Source organism: Gillisia lutea (assembly GCF_021568705.1).
In the GTDB taxonomy this organism is placed as follows: Bacteria; Bacteroidota; Bacteroidia; order Flavobacteriales; family Flavobacteriaceae; genus Gillisia; species Gillisia lutea.
The window spans coordinates 50,892-68,504 of sequence record NZ_JAKGTH010000009.1 but is presented as its reverse complement, the minus strand read 5'-3'; the positions used below and the strand labels follow the sequence as shown (position 1 = coordinate 68,504).

Sequence of the window (17,613 nt, the reverse complement as noted above, 5' to 3'; positions counted from 1 at the left end):
GGTTTTTGATTTTTTAAACTATTTTGAAGTTTTTAGTCATTCACAAAATCGATAATGGTTTTAGTGATCAAGTCAATTTGATCATCTTCCAATTCGGTATGCATAGGCAAAGAGATCACATCTTTCACCAATTGGTTAGTCACCGGGAAATCGGCTTCATTATATCTAGAATCCTTATAAGCTTTTTGGCTGTGCAATGGAATTGGATAATAAACTCCACAAGGAATATTATTTTCATTCAAATGTTTCACCAAAGCATCTCGTTTCCCATTGGTAATTTTAAGAGTATATTGATGAAAAACATGCGTATCAGAATCACCTGAGCGAAACGGCACAATTATATGCTCCTGCCCTGCAAAAGCCTTATCGTATTTTAGAGATGCATCCTTTCTGGCTTCATTATACATATCAAGATTTGGCAATTTTGCACGTAATACCGCTGCCTGCAAACTATCTAATCTGGAATTCACTCCCACCACATCGTGATGATATCTTTCATACATACCATGATTTACTATTCCGCGAATAGTATGAGCCAGCTCATCATTATTTGTAAAGATAGCACCACCATCTCCATAACAGCCTAAGTTCTTAGAAGGGAAAAATGAAGTTGAACCAACATCTCCTATGGTCCCGGCCTTATAGGTTTTTCCTTCTTTCGAGTGAAAATCGGCACCAATCGCCTGCGCGGTATCTTCAATAACATATAAATTATGAGCCTTTGCAATTTCCATGATAGCATCCATATTGGCTGTTTGCCCAAATAAATGCACAGGAACTATAGCCTTGGTCTTAGGAGTAATTGCTTTTTTAATAGCTTCAGGATCTACATTGAAAGTATCTGGCTCTACATCTACCAAGACAGGGGTTAATTGCAATAACGCAATAACCTCTACCGTTGCCGCAAAAGTAAAATCTACCGTAATAACCTCATCCCCTGGCTGTAACCCTAACCCCATCATTGCAATTTGAAGCGCATCGGTACCATTAGCACAAGGTATTACATGTTTAACACCTAAATATTCCTCTAATTCCTTTTGAAAATTCTGAACCTCCGGTCCGTTGATAAATGCCGAAGATTGCATGATCTCATCAAAAGAATTATTGATTTGATCTTTAATAAGTTTATATTGACCTTGAAGGTCAACCATTTGTATCTTTTTCATCTATTTTTGTTGTAATGCCGCGAAAATACGAAATATCGCTCCTACCACCAATGCAATTTTCAGGAAAGAAGTATTTTAGCATTCAAAACAGAAAGCTTGCAACTACTTTATAATTTATCGATTTGGTTAGTAAAAACAGTTCTACCAATAACAGCGTTTTTTAATTCTAAAATGAAACTTTTTGTTGATGGAAGAAAAAACACTTTTTCAATTCTAAACTCTAAGATACAGCAGAAAGACAGAGTAATTTGGTTTCATGTAGCATCTTTAGGTGAATTTGAACAAGGACTTCCCATCATAGAAGTCGTAAAAAACATATATCCCCAACATAAGATCGTACTTAGTTTTTTCTCACCTTCGGGATATGAAGTTAAAAAGAATACTCCCATAGCCGATGCTGTAGTTTATTTGCCTCTGGACACTAGAAGAAATGTTAGGTTATTTTTAGAACTGGCACATCCTGAAATGAGTTTTTTTGTAAAATATGACTTCTGGCCAAACTACTTAAATGAATTAAAAAAGAGGAACATCCCAAGCTTTCTAATTTCTGGTGGCTTTAGCGCTAATCAGTTATTTTTTAAATCATACGGAAAATGGATGCGAAAATCACTGACAAGCTTTCAGCATTTCTTTGTACAAAATGAAAGCTCAAAAGTACTTTTGAATTCTATCGGGTTTCAAAATGTAAATGTAAGCGGCGACACCCGTTTTGATAGAGTTTCCAATCAATTAAAACAAGATAACAAACTTGATTTTATAGAAGATTTTAAAGAAAATAAAACGTGTATTGTTGCCGGTAGCACCTGGCCAGAGGATGAAGCAATGCTTCAGGAATTCATAAATAACTCTTCCCCCGAAGTAAAATTCATCATTGCACCGCATAATATTAAAGCGGAACAGATCCAAAAATTTAAAAATAGCCTCAACAAAAGAACAGTTCTTTATTCTGAAAAACAAGGGAAAGAACTTTCCTCCTATCAGGTCTTTATAATAGACACCATAGGCTTACTAAGCAAGATCTATAGCTATGGCGATATCGCTTTTGTAGGTGGCGCGACTGGAACTACGGGTCTGCATAATATTTTAGAACCGGCCACTTTTGGAATACCTATTATAATAGGTAGTAATTACAGCAAATTTCCGGAAGCTATCGAATTGCAGAAACTAGCAGGCTTATATTCAGTAAAAAACACAAAGGAGTTTCAGGATATTCTTCAAAAACTGCTGAAAGATGTAGATTTTAGACAAAAAACGGGGATGATTGCGGGACATTTCATTAGTTCCAATACTGGCGCTACCCAGGTGATTAAAACCTATTTGAATCATAAAAATGTTAAATTATCTTAATTTCATCAATACAAACTAAAAATATCTTTAAAATTTATTAAAAAAATCTAAAAAAATAAGTGTTCGATTCATATTAATAGTAATTTCGACCTGTACAATAACAAACAATTACTTATGAAAAGAGTTATTTTAGTGACTGCCTTAGCATTAACCTCGGCTACAAGTCTTATTTCTTGTAGAGAAACTCCCGAAAAAGAAACAGTAATTAAGGAAGTAGAAGTTGAAAAAATAGAGGCTACCGAGAAAGAACCTGAGCAAGAAGGTATTTTAGAACGTACCGCAAAAAAGGTAGATAAAGAAGTTAATAAAGAGATCGATGAAGAGATCGAAAAAATAGGTGACGACAACTAATTAAGAAAAAACACATAAATAATTAGTGAGCTTAAGGTTTTTGTATATATTTATAACTCAATACAATACCCAATCACTTAAAACCTAACTAACCAATATAAATTTTATCAAATGAAAAAGCAATTTTTAGTATTAGCAACAGCCCTAACTTTAAGCGTATTTTTCACTTCTTGTAGAGAAAAAAACGACAAAACTGATGACACTGAAATGACTGATGATATGGATGACGTAGCTGATGACATGGATGATGTAGCAGATGATATCGAAGAAGCTGCTGAAGACACTGGCGATGCAGTTGAAAATGCAGCCAATGATGTTGGAGATGCAGTAAAAAAAGGAGCTGACGAAGTAGAAGCTGAAGTTGAAGGAACGGACGATATATAATATTGAACTTTTTAATTATAAGCGATCTACAGAAACTAACCCATTTGCAGATTAATTATAATTGTTCAATTAATACAAAAACCAATAAATTCTAAATTATGAAAAAAATAGTTTTATTGATGGCGCTTACATTTACTACAAGTATTATGTTCACTTCATGCCGTGAGAAATCTACGGTAGAGAAAGTAGCCGACGATGTTGAAGATGCTGTAGATTAGCATTTTCTAAACCAACTAAACCTAAAAAATCCATCCTTAACCAAGATGGATTTTTTTATTGTTTAAAAGTTTTGAATTCGCTTTTAAGCTCTTCCATAGATTGTTGTAATTGCCTTAACAACCCATTTTCTGAAGTGGCATCTAAACTAAAGGTAAGCTTACTGTTTACCTGCCATAATTCCTGTATATCTCCTACCATTACTTCTACAGGCGCATATTCTTCATTAATGGAAATGAGTAAAACTTTAGAAAGATCTTCCAATTTCCTAATCTTCTTCACTAATACTGAATCATAAAGGACAACTACATAAATCTTGCTGTTACTTACTTCCTGAATGCTGGAAATTGCTTTTCCCAGTACCCATTCTCCCGGAAGCAGATTAGGCGTCATACTATCTCCTTCAACCTGAAAACCTCGATATGTAGCATTTCTATATTCAGGTAATGGAATATCAAAAGCTGGCAATTGCTGATACCAGCCTACATCCTGGACATTATGAGGATAACCCGCAGCAGCTTTCTGGTTTACCAATACGATATTCTCTTCCTCGGCGCTGTTAACCGTAATAACCTTTGGAGTGACATCTCCTCTATTAACAGGGAGATATTTTTGACCGCTATCCCCAAATAACCATAACGGATTTACTCCAAACTGTCTTAATAGTTCGGCCACCACCTTTCCAGAAAGTTTTGTTCGTCCCCGTTCAATATCTGCCGTCGAATTTTTGATCCCTAATAATTCGGCAAATTCTGCCTGCGTAAAATGATGATCATCTCGAATTTCCTTGAAGCGTTTAACTTCGGGTGTTATATCTGTTCCCATACACAAATATAATTCTTTTTGGAATAAATCCAATTTTAACATTGGACTATATCCTATTTAATGGAATTATTCCATAATTTTGTAAATATTCCAAGAATAGAAGGAATTACATTATGGTTAAAACTGTCTTACATATGGATCTGGATACCTTTTATGTTTCTGTAGAGCGCATTATTGACTCGCGTTTACAAAACAGACCATTATTGGTAGGCGGCACAAGTGATCGTGGCGTGGTGGCTGCTTGTAGCTACGAAACCCGTGCCTTTGGGGTACATTCCGGGATGTCTATGAAACTGGCAAAGCAACTTTGCCCGGAAGCTACTGTAATTAGAGGCAATGCAGGCACTTACACTAAATATTCTACGAATGTAACAGATATTATAAAAGAAGATGTTCCGTTATTTGAAAAATCAAGCATTGATGAGTTCTATGCCGATCTTACTGGAATGGATCGCTTCTTTGGCTGTTATAAATACGCTTCAGAATTACGAAAAAGGATCATCCGGGAAACCGGCTTACCTATTTCCTTTGGACTCTCGGTAAATAAAGTAGTTTCTAAAGTAGCAACCAACGAAGCAAAACCCAATAATCAACTTAAGATTGATTCCGGATTTGAGCGAGAATTCCTGGCACCGCTTTCTGTAAGAAAAATTCCCATGGTGGGAGATAAAACCTATCAAACCCTCCGAAATTTAGGCGTAAGACAAATTAAAACCATTCAGGAAATGCCCTTAGAAATGTTGCAAAAAGTATTGGGAGCTAACGGCACCACTATTTGGCAACGGGCACATGGTATAGACCATACGCCTGTTATTCCTTATTCTGAAAGAAAATCTATATCTACCGAGCGGACTTTTGATAAGGACACCATCGATGTGCATCGGCTTTCGTCCATCCTTATTGCAATGACAGAGAATCTCGCCTACCAATTGCGGCGGGGTGATAAATTAACCTCTTGCATTGCCGTTAAAATAAGATATTCCGACTTCAACACGTATACAAAACAGCTGAAGATTCCCTATACCAGTGCCGATCATATTTTAATTCCGCAGATTCAGGAATTATTCAAAAAACTATATAACCGCAGGCTATTGGTACGATTAATAGGCATCAGGTTTAGTCATATGGCCGGAGGAAATTACCAGATCAATCTGTTTGATGACAATGAAGAGGTGTTACAACTCTATAATGCGATGGACACTATAAGAAACAGGTATGGGGATAGAAGTGTGCTTCGCGCTTCTTCTTTAGGCGCCAAGACCATAGGCCGAATGACCAATCCTTTTAATGGTGAACCTCCCATTATCCTGGCTCATAGAAAACAATAAATCGAATACATGAAATTTATAACAGCTACCTAAAAATTGTATTTAAACAATCACACATATTATAGTATGCGCTACGGCACTTTTTCAGAACTGGAATTGCTGGAACTTGCAAAGCAGAATTGTATTGAAAAATTGGTGTTAACCGATATCAACAACACCTCTGCCTGCCTCAACTTTGTTCGAAAAGCAAAAGACTACAATATACAACCAGTATTGGGTGTAGATTTCAGGAATGGAGCGCAACAACAATTTGTAGCTATTGCACAAAACAACGAAGGCTTTAATGAAATAAATATATTCCTATCACAGCTACTTTATAAGAAGCAGCTAGTTCCTGAGAAAGCACCTTTTTTCAAGAATGCTTTTGTTGTTTACCCTTTTGAAAACATAATGGCCGCAGAAGTTAAAGATTTTGCCCATAATGAATTTATTGGCGTTTCCATAAGCGAATTGCGCAAACTTCGCTTCTCAAAACTGAAAGAACTCACCCATAAACTAGTCGTACTTCAACCCGTAACTTTTCGTAATAAACGAGATTTCAACGCACATAGACTGCTACGAGCTATTGATAATAATACACTTTTAAGCAAACTCCCTTCAGAAGAACAAGCAAAGCTAGAAGAGCAGATGATATCTATTGAAATGCTAGAAGAAGCCTTTCAGGACTTTGAATTTATTTTGCAAAACACCCAAAAACTCCTCGATGCGTGTAGTATAGATTTCGATTTTTCAGAAGATAGAAAACCTCAAAATCAGCAGGTTTTTAGCGAAAGTGAGGCGAAAGATGAAGCTCTTCTCGAGCAGCTTTGCAAAAAAGGACTCTTACTTCGATATCCAGAAGCGAAGGAGGAAGTATTCAAGAGAATGACTTCAGAATTAAAAGTGATCAAGGAAATGAATTTTATTTCCTATTTTCTTATCAACTGGCGAATTTGTGAATATGCGCGAGGCCAGGGTTATTTTTATGTAGGCAGAGGAAGTGGCGCCAACAGTATAGTAGCCTATTTACTACAAATTACGGAAGTAGATCCTATTGAACTCGATCTCTATTTTGAACGCTTTATCAATCAGTATAGAACGAGTCCGCCGGATTTTGATATTGATTTTGCCTGGAACGATCGGGAAGACATCACCAGGTTCATTTTTGAAGAATTCCCCCATACTGCCTTGCTTGCTACTTACAACACCTTTCAATACAAGGCCGTGATACGTGAGATAGGTAAAGTATTTGGATTGCCAAAAGAAGATATAGACCAATTATGCAAGGGCTATCTCCCAAATAACCAACAGGACAGCATTCATAAAATAGTGATGAAGTACGGAGAGCTTATACAGGGCATGCCCAATTATTTGAGCATTCATGCAGGTGGCATTCTTATTTCCAACAAACCCCTCACCTACTTCTCCGGACTTGATCTTCCTCCAAAAGGATTTCCTACCGTACAATTCGATATGGTTATTGCAGAAGATGTAGGACTTTACAAGTTTGACATTCTCGCGCAACGCGGACTCGGAAAGATACGGGACTCATTGGCCATTATTGAGAAAAATCAGCCCACGGCAGCCAACTTTGATATTCACGATATCACCAGTTTCAAAAAAGACCCACGTATTAATAACCTGATAAAAGAAGCTTCCTGTATAGGCTGTTTTTATGTGGAATCTCCCGCTATGCGCATGTTGCTGAAAAAATTAAAGACAAATACCTATTTAGGGCTTGTGGCTGCGAGTTCCATTATTAGACCGGGAGTCGCTAAAAGTGGAATGATGCGAGAGTATATCCTGCGGCATCGTTATCCCGAACGTAGAGAAAACGCACATCCCGAATTAGCGAGAATAATGCCAGACACCTATGGGATCATGGTATATCAGGAAGATGTTATAAAGGTGGCGCATTATTTTGCCGGATTAAGTCTTGCCGAAGCAGATGTATTACGCCGAGGAATGAGCGGAAAATACCGTTCTAGAGAAGAGTTTCAACGCGTAGAAGAGAAATTCATTTCAAATTGTAAAGAGAAAAAAATTGCTGAAAAGACCATTTTTGAAGTTTGGGAACAAATAAAGAGTTTTGCCGGCTATGCTTTTGCCAAAGGCCATTCGGCCAGCTACGCGGTAGAAAGTTATCAGAGTTTATTCTTAAAGGCTTACTTCCCTTTAGAATATATGGTAGCAACCCTTAACAACGGCGGAGGATTCTATTCTCCCGAAATGTACGTACATGAAGCCAAGATGCTGGGCGCTATTGTAGAGCCACCCTGTATTAATGAAGGAGACTATCACAACACTATTAAAGCTAAGCGCATTTATCTAGGTTTTGGATATTTGAAAGAGCTGGAACACAGAGCTGCGCAACGCATCTTAGAAAACAGGAACTTCCACGGAAAATTCAAATCGTTTGAAGATTTCATAGACCGAGTAAGCATTGGGATAGAGCAATTAAGCATTCTTATAAGGATAAATGCCTTCAGGTTTACCGGCATCGATAAATATAAGCTCTTATGGGAAGCACATTTCAAACTCAGTAAAATTCCGAAAAGACCAGATCAGCTTCCGCTATTTATTCCAAAGCATAAAAATTTTACGCTGCCGGCACTTAAGACCACACAGTTGGAAGAAGCTTTTGAACAAATTGAACTCTTAGGATTCCCGCTTTGCAGTCATTTCGATCTCCTTCTGGAAACCCCAAGAAATGATTATGGGCAAAAAGATCTACAGGATTTTTTAAATAAGAATATCCTCATTTATGGCTATCTGGTAACGGTGAAAAATACCAGTACCACTAAGGGAGAGCGCATGAACTTTGGAACTTTTATAGATAGCGAAGGTCATTATTTTGACACCATTCTCTTTCCACCTATTGCAAAGAAATACAGTTTTCGAGGCCCAGGTATCTATGTCATGTATGGAAAAGTAACCGAAGAGTTCGATTTTCTGAGTATTGAGGTTATTAAAATGCGAAAAGAAGCCTATATCACCGATCCGCGTTTTGCTGAAGATAATCCGGCAACAGCAAACAGAATAGATAAGATGAAAAAATTACACGAAAAGAAGTCGATTGTTCCTCAATAAAAAAACACTTATATGTCTTTTGAAAGGATTAAAGAAAAACTGAACATACTGGCAGATGCCGCCAAATATGATATTTCATGTTCCAGTAGCGGAAGCAAACGCGCTAATAATAATAAAGGTTTAGGCAATAGTGATGGCGTTGGAATATGCCACAGTTACACAGAAGATGGCAGGTGTGTCTCACTTTTAAAGATACTTCTAACCAATCATTGCATTTTTGATTGTGCCTATTGTGTAACCCGAAAAAGTAATGATATTAAACGGGCAGCTTTTAAGGTACAGGAAGTAGTAGACCTTACCATGAATTTTTACAGACGTAATTATATAGAAGGCCTATTTTTAAGCTCCGGGATCTTCAATAGTCCGGATACTACTATGGAACGTCTTGTTGCGGTTGCTAAAAAATTGCGTTTAGAAGAAAACTTCAATGGATATATTCATTTAAAATCCATTCCAGGTGCTAGCGACGAACTAATGATGGAGGCAGGGCTTTACGCCGACAGGTTATCGGTGAACATAGAAATTCCAACAATTTCAGGATTAAAATTACTTGCGCCAGATAAAAATCATGCAGATTTTATCAAACCCATGCAGGCAGTTAAAACTGGAATTCAACAATATAAGAATGAAAAAAAAATAATTAGAAGCACTCCCAAATATGCGCCTGCAGGACAAAGTACACAAATGATCGTGGGTGCTACAGGAGAAAGCGATAGAGATGTGATGTACTCGGCAGCCTATTACTACAAAAAATATGAAATGAAGCGCGTGTATTATTCCGGATATATCCCGGTTGCTAATGATACCAGATTGCCAGCACTGGGGAGTCCGGTGCCATTACTCCGCGAAAATCGATTGTACCAAACCGATTGGCTACTTCGTTTTTATGGCTTCGATATTCGAGAGCTTCTAAATGAAGAGCATCAAAACTTAGATCTGGATGTAGATCCAAAATTGAGTTGGGCATTACGCAACATGCACTTGTTTCCTTTAGATGTGAATAAAGCTGAAAAATACTTATTGGCAAGAGTGCCGGGAATAGGAATGAAGTCTGTATATAAAATATTAGAGGCCAGAAAACACAGAGCGCTTAACTGGGAACATCTTCAAAAAATAGGGATTGCACTTAATAGAGCGAAATACTTTATACACTGTAATTCGCGAGAATGGGAAAAGCGGGATCTAAGCGCATTACAAGTAAAAGGCTTTATCTTACAGAATTCTCAGAGTAAATTCCGAAAAGAGTATAGCAACCAACTAAGTCTATTCAATTAAAATGAACACTTCAGTAATTATTTCTTACGACGGAAGTTTTGACGGATTTCTATGCGTTGTATTTGCGAGCTTTGAACAACATCTTCAAATTTCAGCTATACATCCTGAAATAGAACTCCAACAAGATTTTTTTTCTGCTCCTTTGCTCATTTTAACCGAGGAAGCTAAAGCAAATAGAGTAAAAACCGGGTTAACAAAATGTATGTCGGCTACCTCCAGAAGAAAATTATATTGGGCATTTCTAAGTGAATTGCCGGGAATAGAACTTACTTTATTACAATATGTACAAATGGCATTCAAAGAGTCAAAATTTAGAGGAACCGATTTTGGTGATTCTGTAATCCTAAGAGTGACCCAAGTGGCAAAAATGGTAAGCAGAGAAAAACATAGAATGGAAGCCTTTATAAGATTTAAATTAACCAAAGATGACATCTACTTTGCCGGTATAGAACCAGATTTTAACGTTCTCCCTCTTATATCTAAACATTTTGAGACCAGATATGCCGATCAAAAGTGGATTATCTATGATTATAAACGAAAATTTGGTTTGTATTATGACCTCGAAAATGTAGTACAAATACATTTGGAGTTTTCCGAAGATATCAAAGACCACGCTCACAACCCCAAGTTTTACGATACTTCCGAGCTGGAATTTCAAAAACTGTGGCAACACTATTTTTCCAGTACCAATATAAAATCTCGCAAAAATTTAAAATTACACCTACAACATGTACCTAAGCGATATTGGAAATATTTAACTGAAAAGAGTTCTTTGCTAAATTAAAAAATAGTTTAAATTTGTTTCTTCAACTAATTAAACATATTTAACAATGAAAAAATTATCTTTATTATTATTAGCTGCTGTATTCTCTTTATCTATCTACTCTTGTAGAGAAACTACTGAAGAAAAAACTGAAGATGCAGTAGAAGAAATGGGAACTGATATCGAAAACGCTGCTGAAGAAGCTGGTGACGAAGTAGAAGCTGCCGCTGACAACGCTGGAAACGAAATCGAAGAAGAAGTTGACGGAACTGACGATGTAAATGGTGATGATGACATGTAGTCGTTAGCATTAATATTTTTAAAAAGCCATCCAATTTCTATTGTGATGGCTTTTTTAAGTTTAACCCTAAATTGAAAGTATGAAAAAAGTATTTTTATTGTTGATGATGGCAGTAATAACTGCCTCTGTTTATTCTTGTAGAGAAACAACTCAGGAAAAAACTGAAGACGCCTTAGAATCTATTGGAGAAGATATTGAAACCAATACTAAGAAAGCGGGAGAAAAAATAGAAGAAGGTGCCAAGAAGGTAAAAGAAGAGATTCATGAAGAAATGCACGATACTGATGATGTAAATGGAGAAGAAGCTGCAGACGATTTGTAGACATCATACCTTATCCAAAAAAAAAGCCCGCTACACAGTGGGCTTTTTTATTAAACCTTAAAATTGCATCTTTTATCCTTTTCTTATTAAATTAAATTAGGCATCTTTAAATTTTAAATTGAATATCCCTGCATATTTAAATTTTTCACATAAAACGTCTGTTAAACTGCAACAAATCATTATTCCTGTTGTCTTTTGAGAAAACCATCATATGAAACTTTTATTAGGAATCCTCCTCTTTTTTATTAGCAACACCTTTTTACATGCCCAAGAATTAGATAGCATTCCTCGTAAAAACATCACTATTCAAAGGATAACCAACGCCCCTAAAATTGATGGAGTTTTAGACGATATTGCCTGGGAAGGAGCAGCAATTGCAACTAATTTTGTAGAACGCCAGCCTAATAACGGAAAGCCAATCCCTGATAGCCTTAATACCGAAGTTAAAATTATATATGATGACCTGGGAATATACTTTGGAGCAATCCTTCAAGACCCTGAGCCAGATAAGATCCTTAAAGAACTTACCGAAAGAGATGATATAAGCAACGATGATTTTTTCTTTATTTTACTAAATGGTTATAATGACCGGCAGCAGAGTCTCCAGTTTATTGTAACCGCTGCTGGTGTACAATATGATGCAAAAATGACCAATGGCAATGAAGATTCCAGTTGGAATGGCGTATGGTATAGTGCGGTACAAATAAATGACAAAGGTTGGGTAGCCGAAATCTTTATTCCCTATTCCGAATTACGATTTCCGAAGAAGGATATTCAGGAATGGGGGCTTAATATGGAACGGGAATTTAGAAGAGCCAGAACTCGCTACAGCTGGAGCCCGATCGATAATTCAAAAGGAGCCTTTTCTATTTACGATGGGGAGATCTATGGCATTAAAAATATTGAAACCCCTACCCGACTTTCCTTTCAACCTTATATCTCTTCCTATATTAACACATACGATGGGGATACAAAAGTGAATTTTAATGGAGGGATGGATTTGAAATACGGAATAAATGATGCATTTACACTAGATATGATCCTTATTCCTGATTTTGGACAGACCAAATTTGATGATGCAGTTTTAAACCTATCGGCAATTGAGGTTCAATATAATGAGCAAAGAGCATTTTTCACTGAAGGAACAGAATTATTCTCGAAAGGAAATTTATTCTATTCCAGGCGAGTTGGAGGGTATCCCTCTGGGAACCCTGAACTGAATGATAATGAAGAATTTGAAGAATTCCCTTCTTCTGTAGATTTAGTTAATGCATTGAAAGTTTCCGGGAGAACCGATAAAGGTCTAGGTATCGGGTTCTTTAATGCGATTACTGAAAAAACCTATGCTAAAATAAGAGATACCGAAACCAACCAAAGCCGCAAGGAGTTAATAGAACCTACTTCAAATTACAATATCCTGGTATTAGATCAGCGATTTGGCGATAATTCCTCTATTTCGTTGGTAAATACAAACGTTACCAGGGAAGGAAGTTTTAGAGATGCTAATGCCACCGGAGTTTATACCGATATCACCAATAAAAAGAACACCCTGAAGTATTGGGCCAATTTAGCCGGAAGTTGGGTAATGGATGAGAAGACCAAATTTGGAACCGAAGGAGGAACCGGATTAGCAAAGATTAGCGGTAGTAACCGACTTAGTGCTGAGGTGAATTTTCGAACCAAAGATTTCGATATCAATGATATGGGATACTCCGGATACACTAACTATATCAATTATTACGGATATTATGGTTATAGATATTTACAGCCAAAAGGCTTCCTAAATAATATGTATCTAAATTTTAACCTGAACCATCAACGCAGGCTTCAACCAGACCTTTATAGTGAATTCAATTTCAATTTCAACTCTAATTTCACTACCAAGAAATTCATGCAGTTTGGAGGAGGTTTTGAAACTACACCTTTTGGAACTCAGGATCTGTATGAAGCTCGTACAGAGGGCAGGCATTTTAAAATTCCCGCTTACTATGATACCTGGGTATGGATAAATACCGATTATCGAAAAAAATTGGGAGTAAATGCCGTTGTAGACTGGTATAAATATGATGAAAAAGGAAGGGGAAGATTAATGCTGGAGGTGTATCCAACGTATAGAATTTCAGATAAATTTAGAGTGAATTTAGGAACCAGTTTGATACTTTCAGACAAAGAAGAAGGCTATGCAGATCGCATTGAAGATGATATCATCTTTGGAGCCAGAGATCGAAACACCATTATCAACTCTATAGAATCTAAATATATCTTCAACAATAAAATAGCGCTAAATCTAGCATTCAGGCATTATTATTCTGAAGTGAGTTATAATTCATTTTACAGCTTAGAAAACAATGGCGAGCTTAGCTCTTATGCTTCCTTCGGAAAAGAATATGATACCACCTATAATAGTTGGAATATAGATCTTCGTTTTTCGTGGTGGTTTGCTCCCGGGAGTCAATTAACCTTGCTATACAGAAATGCTATAGACAGTTACATAGAAGATTCAAGCAGGAATTTCTCCCAGAACTTCGATGACCTTTTTAACCAGCCACAAACCAATAATCTATCCTTAAGAGTTAGTTACTATTTAGATTATAATAGGATGAAAAATTGGTTTAAATCTGAAGATTCTTCCACCGCGATGATACAAAATAAAAAAATGGGAAAATAGCGCTTGCTATAATCCCATTTTTTTTTATTTCCTAAAAGATGTTATTCAACTCTAAGGGCTGTATCTATTCTTGCTATAAGGTCTTTCCAATGATATGTTGTAAGCTGATCATTCACTCTGGATCTTCTGGAATTAATATCATAACGTAAGCTTTGCAAATCTCCCCGCATTAAGGCTATGATATCTGATTTAAGTATGCTCTCGTTATCCTGAGTTCTCACGTTTGCTATATAAGCACTAGCTATATCGACATAAGAGCGTTGTAGATTTCTACGATAGGCATCTACCTTTTTATTTTTATAAAGTTCAGAAAAAACACCCTTCCTTAAATCCTTTATCATTTCAAGAACGCTATAGGCATCACTTCCATTTTGTTCCTCGTTAGTTATCATTCTTTTTATTCTTTCTTCTCCTAATAAAGATTTCAAAGCACCAGTTTGCAACTTTTGAATTCGCTCTATAGCACCTGAAGCTTCAATGCGATCTAAAATCGATTCATTCAACAACCAATCAGGCGTATTAAAAGCGTTATTATTAAGAAAATTCACGGCGTTTTTTTGAATACTTTTTGGCACAGCTGTATATACCGTACCCTCTTGATTACTGGTTTTTTTAGTTTCGTAAACACCACCCACATTAGTAATTACATGATTTATGTAACCTCTCCACAAGCCGATAAGTTCTGTGTATACCTCCTGAAGATCATTATAGTTATAACCATCTTTAGAAGTCCACTCGATTAAATTTGGAACTACCTTTTGAAGGTTTGCCAATCCATATTCACTCGCTTTTATCTGATCTTTTCCTAAACTCTCTCTTTGTGACTGAGGGTCAATCCCATCGTATCCGCCCCCAAATTCGTAGATCGGGTCACCTTCTTTCTCCAATATCCATGCATCTAAAGTTTTCTTTTCACTTTTGGGGTCTACGGCTTCTGGCAAGAACCTATATCCCCAATTAATTGCGTACAAATCATATGGTCCCATCATTCTTATATAGCGTACATTTTTATCTTCCGGCTGCGCCACATAATTAACCCGAGCATAATCCATAATAGATGGGGTTAAACCATATTTTTGAGTAAAATTAGCTGAGCGTAGAGAATCTGTAGGATAAGCCGAGCTAGCTTTCATATTATGTGGTAAGCCTAATGCATGTCCCACCTCGTGAGCAATTACCATTCTCATCATTTCTCCAATTTCCTTTTCAGGAGTATCTAGGGTTCTGGCATCTGGATTCTGTGCTCCGGCCTCTATCATAAATCGGTTTCTATAAGATCGCAAATGGTTGTGATACCAGATGATATCACTTTCGATGATCTCCCCTGTTCGAGGATCTATAACAGATGGACCAGTAGCATTTCTGGTAGTACTTGCCACATACCGAACCACAGAGTACCTTACATCTTCGGGACTAAATTCTGGATCCTCTTCTTTTGTAGGAGGATCTTTAGCTATAATCGCATTTTTAAAACCTGCTTTTTCAAAAGCTACATTCCAGTCTTCAATCCCCTTTTTAAAATAAGGTCGCCATTTTAAAGGAGTGGCAGGGTCTAAATAATAAACAATGGGTTTAATAGGTTCTACCAGCTCTCCCCGTTTATATGCCTCCACATCTTTTGGCTCTAACCTCCAGCGCCGTATAATTTCATAATCGTCTGATTTAAGCTGCTCAGAGTCGTAATCATATTTTCTAACACTGAACCACCCTACCCTATCATCTGCCAATCGGGGCTGCATTAATTTTTCAGGTAAAAGAATCATTGATTGATTCATAAGAAGTGAAATTGTACCTGCCTGATCCCTTTCTGGTGGTTCTTCAGCTTCATAAGTCATAACATGTTTTACCTCAATGTTCTCTGGGTATGCGTGAGCCGACTCAATAAAAGACCTGTTTTGATCCAGCTTTTTCACTTTATAGCGCTTCTTCATGCTAGCAGACATACCATTAATTGCTGCTATTTCTGAATCAAATAAACCGGTAACATCAATTACCACATTTGTAGAATCGGCATTAAAAGCTTCAATTTTAGAGCTGAAGAGAATAGGAGAGAAATTATTAGCCGCTACCGATTGATAGATTGGAGAATCCTGCTCACTTTGATTTTCGAAACTAATCACTTTCATATCTACATTTGCTCCACGTCTAAACCATCTCACCACTTGTTCATTTACTTTTGAACCCGCATTAATATAACCGCCACCATAACCTGACGGGACTTTGGCAATACGACTAACTAAGAGCATATCTTTTTCCATCAAGTTTGAAGGAATCTCAAAATATAGCTTTTCCCCCACCCTATGAACTTTGAATAATCCATCATCAGTTTTAGCATCACTGGTAATAACTTCGGAATAAGACTTGGTATCCCCCTTCTTTTTCTTGCCGGTACTGGTAATGGAGTGATCAGCTTTATCTTTCTTGGTGAAGATTGAATTTTGACTCTTACAACCGGATAAGATTAAAATGAGCCCAAGTAGCAGTGAAATTTTTTTAAACATATAATTGATTTTATAGAGCCCTCAAGATAGATAAAGTGAATGAAAGCATAAAGATGATAAGGATACAAAACTAATTTTTTAAGTAACTTTCCACAAAAGTCATTTCTAATATGAAGAATTTAATATTACTCCTATTCCTTACATCTATAAGTTTACCGTCTTTCTCTCAAAACAATTCCCTTCCGGAAGGGTTCGTACATCTAAAAGAAGTAATTCCAGATATAGTAATTGACTTGAGGTATGCCGGAAATAACAATTTTACAGGAAAACCTCTTCCCGGATATAATAGTTTAGAAGTTATAACCACAAAACAAGCTGCACTTGCATTAAGTAAAGTTCAGCAGGAACTGGAACTTCAAGGCTACTGCTTAAAAATTTTCGATGCCTATAGACCTCAACGGGCTGTTGATCAATTTATGGAATGGGCAAGAAAACCTGAAGATACTATCATGAAAAAGGCGTTCTACCCTAGCGTAAAAAAGGAGAATTTATTTGAATTAGGATATATAGCTACTAAATCTGGTCATTCCCGGGGAAGCACTCTGGATCTAACTATAATTGATATAAACTCCGGAGAAGAAATGGATATGGGGAGCAGCTATGACTTCTTCGGAGAGATTTCACATCTCAACACTTCCCAGATAACTGATGATCAAAGAAATAACCGGAAATTACTTAAAGCTGTAATGAGCAAATATGGTTTTAGATCGTATTCTGAAGAGTGGTGGCATTTCACTTTAAGAAATGAACCCTTTCCTAATACCTATTTTGATTTTGTTATTGAATAGTTCCAGAAGAAGATGTGTCTTTTAAACGGATTCCTTGCATTCTAAAAACACAAAACCCTCTAAATCATAAAGATAAAGAGGGTTTAATTTATTACTAGATTAGAATACTTCTAGGCGTGCTACATACATAAGCAACTCAAGATTTTATTGTAATTTTATTTTATGATAAAAGCATTAATTATTGACGACGAAATAAGTGCCCAAAGTTTATTAGAAAAAACCCTTCATAGGTATTTTCCTAACAAATTTAATATAGTCGAAAAATGCATTTCGGTAGATTCGGGGGGTCTTGCTATAAAAAATACGAGC

General features: G+C 36.6%; 14 protein-coding genes. 11 read left to right on the top strand and 3 right to left on the bottom strand.

Going from position 1 to position 17,613, the window contains the following annotated elements; genetic code table 11:
• Positions 1–32: 32 nt before the first annotated feature.
• Complete coding sequence (locus tag L1I30_RS09720; protein WP_236134093.1) at positions 33–1,166, bottom strand: DegT/DnrJ/EryC1/StrS family aminotransferase; 1,134 nt, start codon at positions 1,164–1,166, stop codon at positions 33–35.
• A gap of 171 nt (positions 1,167–1,337) precedes the next feature.
• Between L1I30_RS09720 and L1I30_RS09715 the strand changes: the two genes are divergently transcribed.
• From L1I30_RS09715 to L1I30_RS09705, 3 genes are all read left to right on the top strand, one after another.
• Positions 1,338–2,513 carry a 3-deoxy-D-manno-octulosonic acid transferase gene (locus tag L1I30_RS09715; protein ID WP_236134092.1) on the top strand — a complete coding sequence of 392 codons (1,176 nt, stop codon included), beginning with the start codon at positions 1,338–1,340 and terminating at the stop codon, positions 2,511–2,513.
• A gap of 114 nt (positions 2,514–2,627) precedes the next feature.
• Entirely contained in the window at positions 2,628–2,864 is a 237-nt protein-coding gene (locus L1I30_RS09710; protein ID WP_236134091.1) for a hypothetical protein, read from the top strand.
• Between the two features lie 111 nt (positions 2,865–2,975).
• Entirely contained in the window at positions 2,976–3,248 is a 273-nt protein-coding gene (locus L1I30_RS09705) for a hypothetical protein (RefSeq protein WP_236134090.1), read from the top strand.
• 273 nt (positions 3,249–3,521) lie between these two features.
• On the opposite strand, the gene L1I30_RS09700 is transcribed toward L1I30_RS09705, so the two are convergent.
• Positions 3,522–4,289, bottom strand: coding sequence for an XRE family transcriptional regulator (locus tag L1I30_RS09700; RefSeq protein ID WP_236134089.1), 768 nt, complete (start codon positions 4,287–4,289; stop codon positions 3,522–3,524).
• Between the two features lie 113 nt (positions 4,290–4,402).
• On the opposite strand from L1I30_RS09700, the gene dinB reads away from it, so the two are divergent.
• The 7 genes from dinB (at position 4,403) to L1I30_RS09665 (ending at position 14,015) form a co-directional block, all read left to right on the top strand.
• Positions 4,403–5,617 carry a DNA polymerase IV gene (dinB, locus tag L1I30_RS09695; protein WP_236134088.1) on the top strand — a complete coding sequence of 405 codons (1,215 nt, stop codon included), beginning with the start codon at positions 4,403–4,405 and terminating at the stop codon, positions 5,615–5,617.
• Between the two features lie 36 nt (positions 5,618–5,653).
• Positions 5,654–8,686 carry a DNA polymerase III subunit alpha gene (locus tag L1I30_RS09690; RefSeq protein ID WP_236134087.1) on the top strand — a complete coding sequence of 1,011 codons (3,033 nt, stop codon included), beginning with the start codon at positions 5,654–5,656 and terminating at the stop codon, positions 8,684–8,686.
• A gap of 12 nt (positions 8,687–8,698) precedes the next feature.
• The gene (locus tag L1I30_RS09685) at positions 8,699–9,961 is read left to right on the top strand and encodes a putative DNA modification/repair radical SAM protein (protein WP_236134086.1); all 1,263 of its coding nucleotides are present in this window, start codon (positions 8,699–8,701) and stop codon (positions 9,959–9,961) included.
• A 1-nt stretch (position 9,962) separates the two neighbouring features.
• Positions 9,963–10,745 (top strand): TIGR03915 family putative DNA repair protein, encoded by a 783-nt coding sequence (locus tag L1I30_RS09680; protein WP_236134085.1) that lies wholly within the window; start codon positions 9,963–9,965, stop codon positions 10,743–10,745.
• A 46-nt stretch (positions 10,746–10,791) separates the two neighbouring features.
• Positions 10,792–11,025, top strand: a complete 234-nt coding sequence (locus L1I30_RS09675; RefSeq protein ID WP_236134084.1) for a hypothetical protein — start codon at positions 10,792–10,794, stop codon at positions 11,023–11,025.
• A 79-nt stretch (positions 11,026–11,104) separates the two neighbouring features.
• The gene (locus L1I30_RS09670) at positions 11,105–11,347 is read left to right on the top strand and encodes a hypothetical protein (RefSeq protein ID WP_236134083.1); all 243 of its coding nucleotides are present in this window, start codon (positions 11,105–11,107) and stop codon (positions 11,345–11,347) included.
• Between the two features lie 211 nt (positions 11,348–11,558).
• Positions 11,559–14,015 (top strand): DUF5916 domain-containing protein, encoded by a 2,457-nt coding sequence (locus L1I30_RS09665; RefSeq protein WP_236134082.1) that lies wholly within the window; start codon positions 11,559–11,561, stop codon positions 14,013–14,015.
• A 41-nt stretch (positions 14,016–14,056) separates the two neighbouring features.
• On the opposite strand, the gene L1I30_RS09660 is transcribed toward L1I30_RS09665, so the two are convergent.
• Positions 14,057–16,516 carry a zinc-dependent metalloprotease gene (locus L1I30_RS09660; protein ID WP_236134081.1) on the bottom strand — a complete coding sequence of 820 codons (2,460 nt, stop codon included), beginning with the start codon at positions 16,514–16,516 and terminating at the stop codon, positions 14,057–14,059.
• 110 nt (positions 16,517–16,626) lie between these two features.
• Here L1I30_RS09660 and L1I30_RS09655 point away from each other — a divergent pair, with 110 nt between their 5' ends.
• Positions 16,627–17,304, top strand: a complete 678-nt coding sequence (locus L1I30_RS09655) for a M15 family metallopeptidase (protein WP_236134080.1) — start codon at positions 16,627–16,629, stop codon at positions 17,302–17,304.
• Positions 17,305–17,613: the final 309 nt, after the last annotated feature.

Bases quoted from the DNA above. Each gene is read 5' to 3' on its own strand.
- L1I30_RS09700 (WP_236134089.1), bottom strand. From the start codon at position 4,289: ATGGGAACAGATATAACACCCGAAGTTAAACGCTTCAAGGAAATTCGA.
- L1I30_RS09655 (WP_236134080.1), top strand. From the start codon at position 16,627: ATGAAGAATTTAATATTACTCCTATTCCTTACATCTATAAGTTTACCG.
- L1I30_RS09665 (WP_236134082.1), top strand. From the start codon at position 11,559: ATGAAACTTTTATTAGGAATCCTCCTCTTTTTTATTAGCAACACCTTT.
- L1I30_RS09670 (WP_236134083.1), top strand. From the start codon at position 11,105: ATGAAAAAAGTATTTTTATTGTTGATGATGGCAGTAATAACTGCCTCT.
- L1I30_RS09710 (WP_236134091.1), top strand. From the start codon at position 2,628: ATGAAAAGAGTTATTTTAGTGACTGCCTTAGCATTAACCTCGGCTACA.
- L1I30_RS09680 (WP_236134085.1), top strand. From the start codon at position 9,963: ATGAACACTTCAGTAATTATTTCTTACGACGGAAGTTTTGACGGATTT.
- L1I30_RS09685 (WP_236134086.1), top strand. From the start codon at position 8,699: ATGTCTTTTGAAAGGATTAAAGAAAAACTGAACATACTGGCAGATGCC.
- L1I30_RS09705 (WP_236134090.1), top strand. From the start codon at position 2,976: ATGAAAAAGCAATTTTTAGTATTAGCAACAGCCCTAACTTTAAGCGTA.
- L1I30_RS09715 (WP_236134092.1), top strand. From the start codon at position 1,338: ATGAAACTTTTTGTTGATGGAAGAAAAAACACTTTTTCAATTCTAAAC.
- dinB (WP_236134088.1), top strand. From the start codon at position 4,403: ATGGTTAAAACTGTCTTACATATGGATCTGGATACCTTTTATGTTTCT.
- L1I30_RS09720 (WP_236134093.1), bottom strand. From the start codon at position 1,166: ATGAAAAAGATACAAATGGTTGACCTTCAAGGTCAATATAAACTTATT.
- L1I30_RS09660 (WP_236134081.1), bottom strand. From the start codon at position 16,516: ATGTTTAAAAAAATTTCACTGCTACTTGGGCTCATTTTAATCTTATCC.
- L1I30_RS09675 (WP_236134084.1), top strand. From the start codon at position 10,792: ATGAAAAAATTATCTTTATTATTATTAGCTGCTGTATTCTCTTTATCT.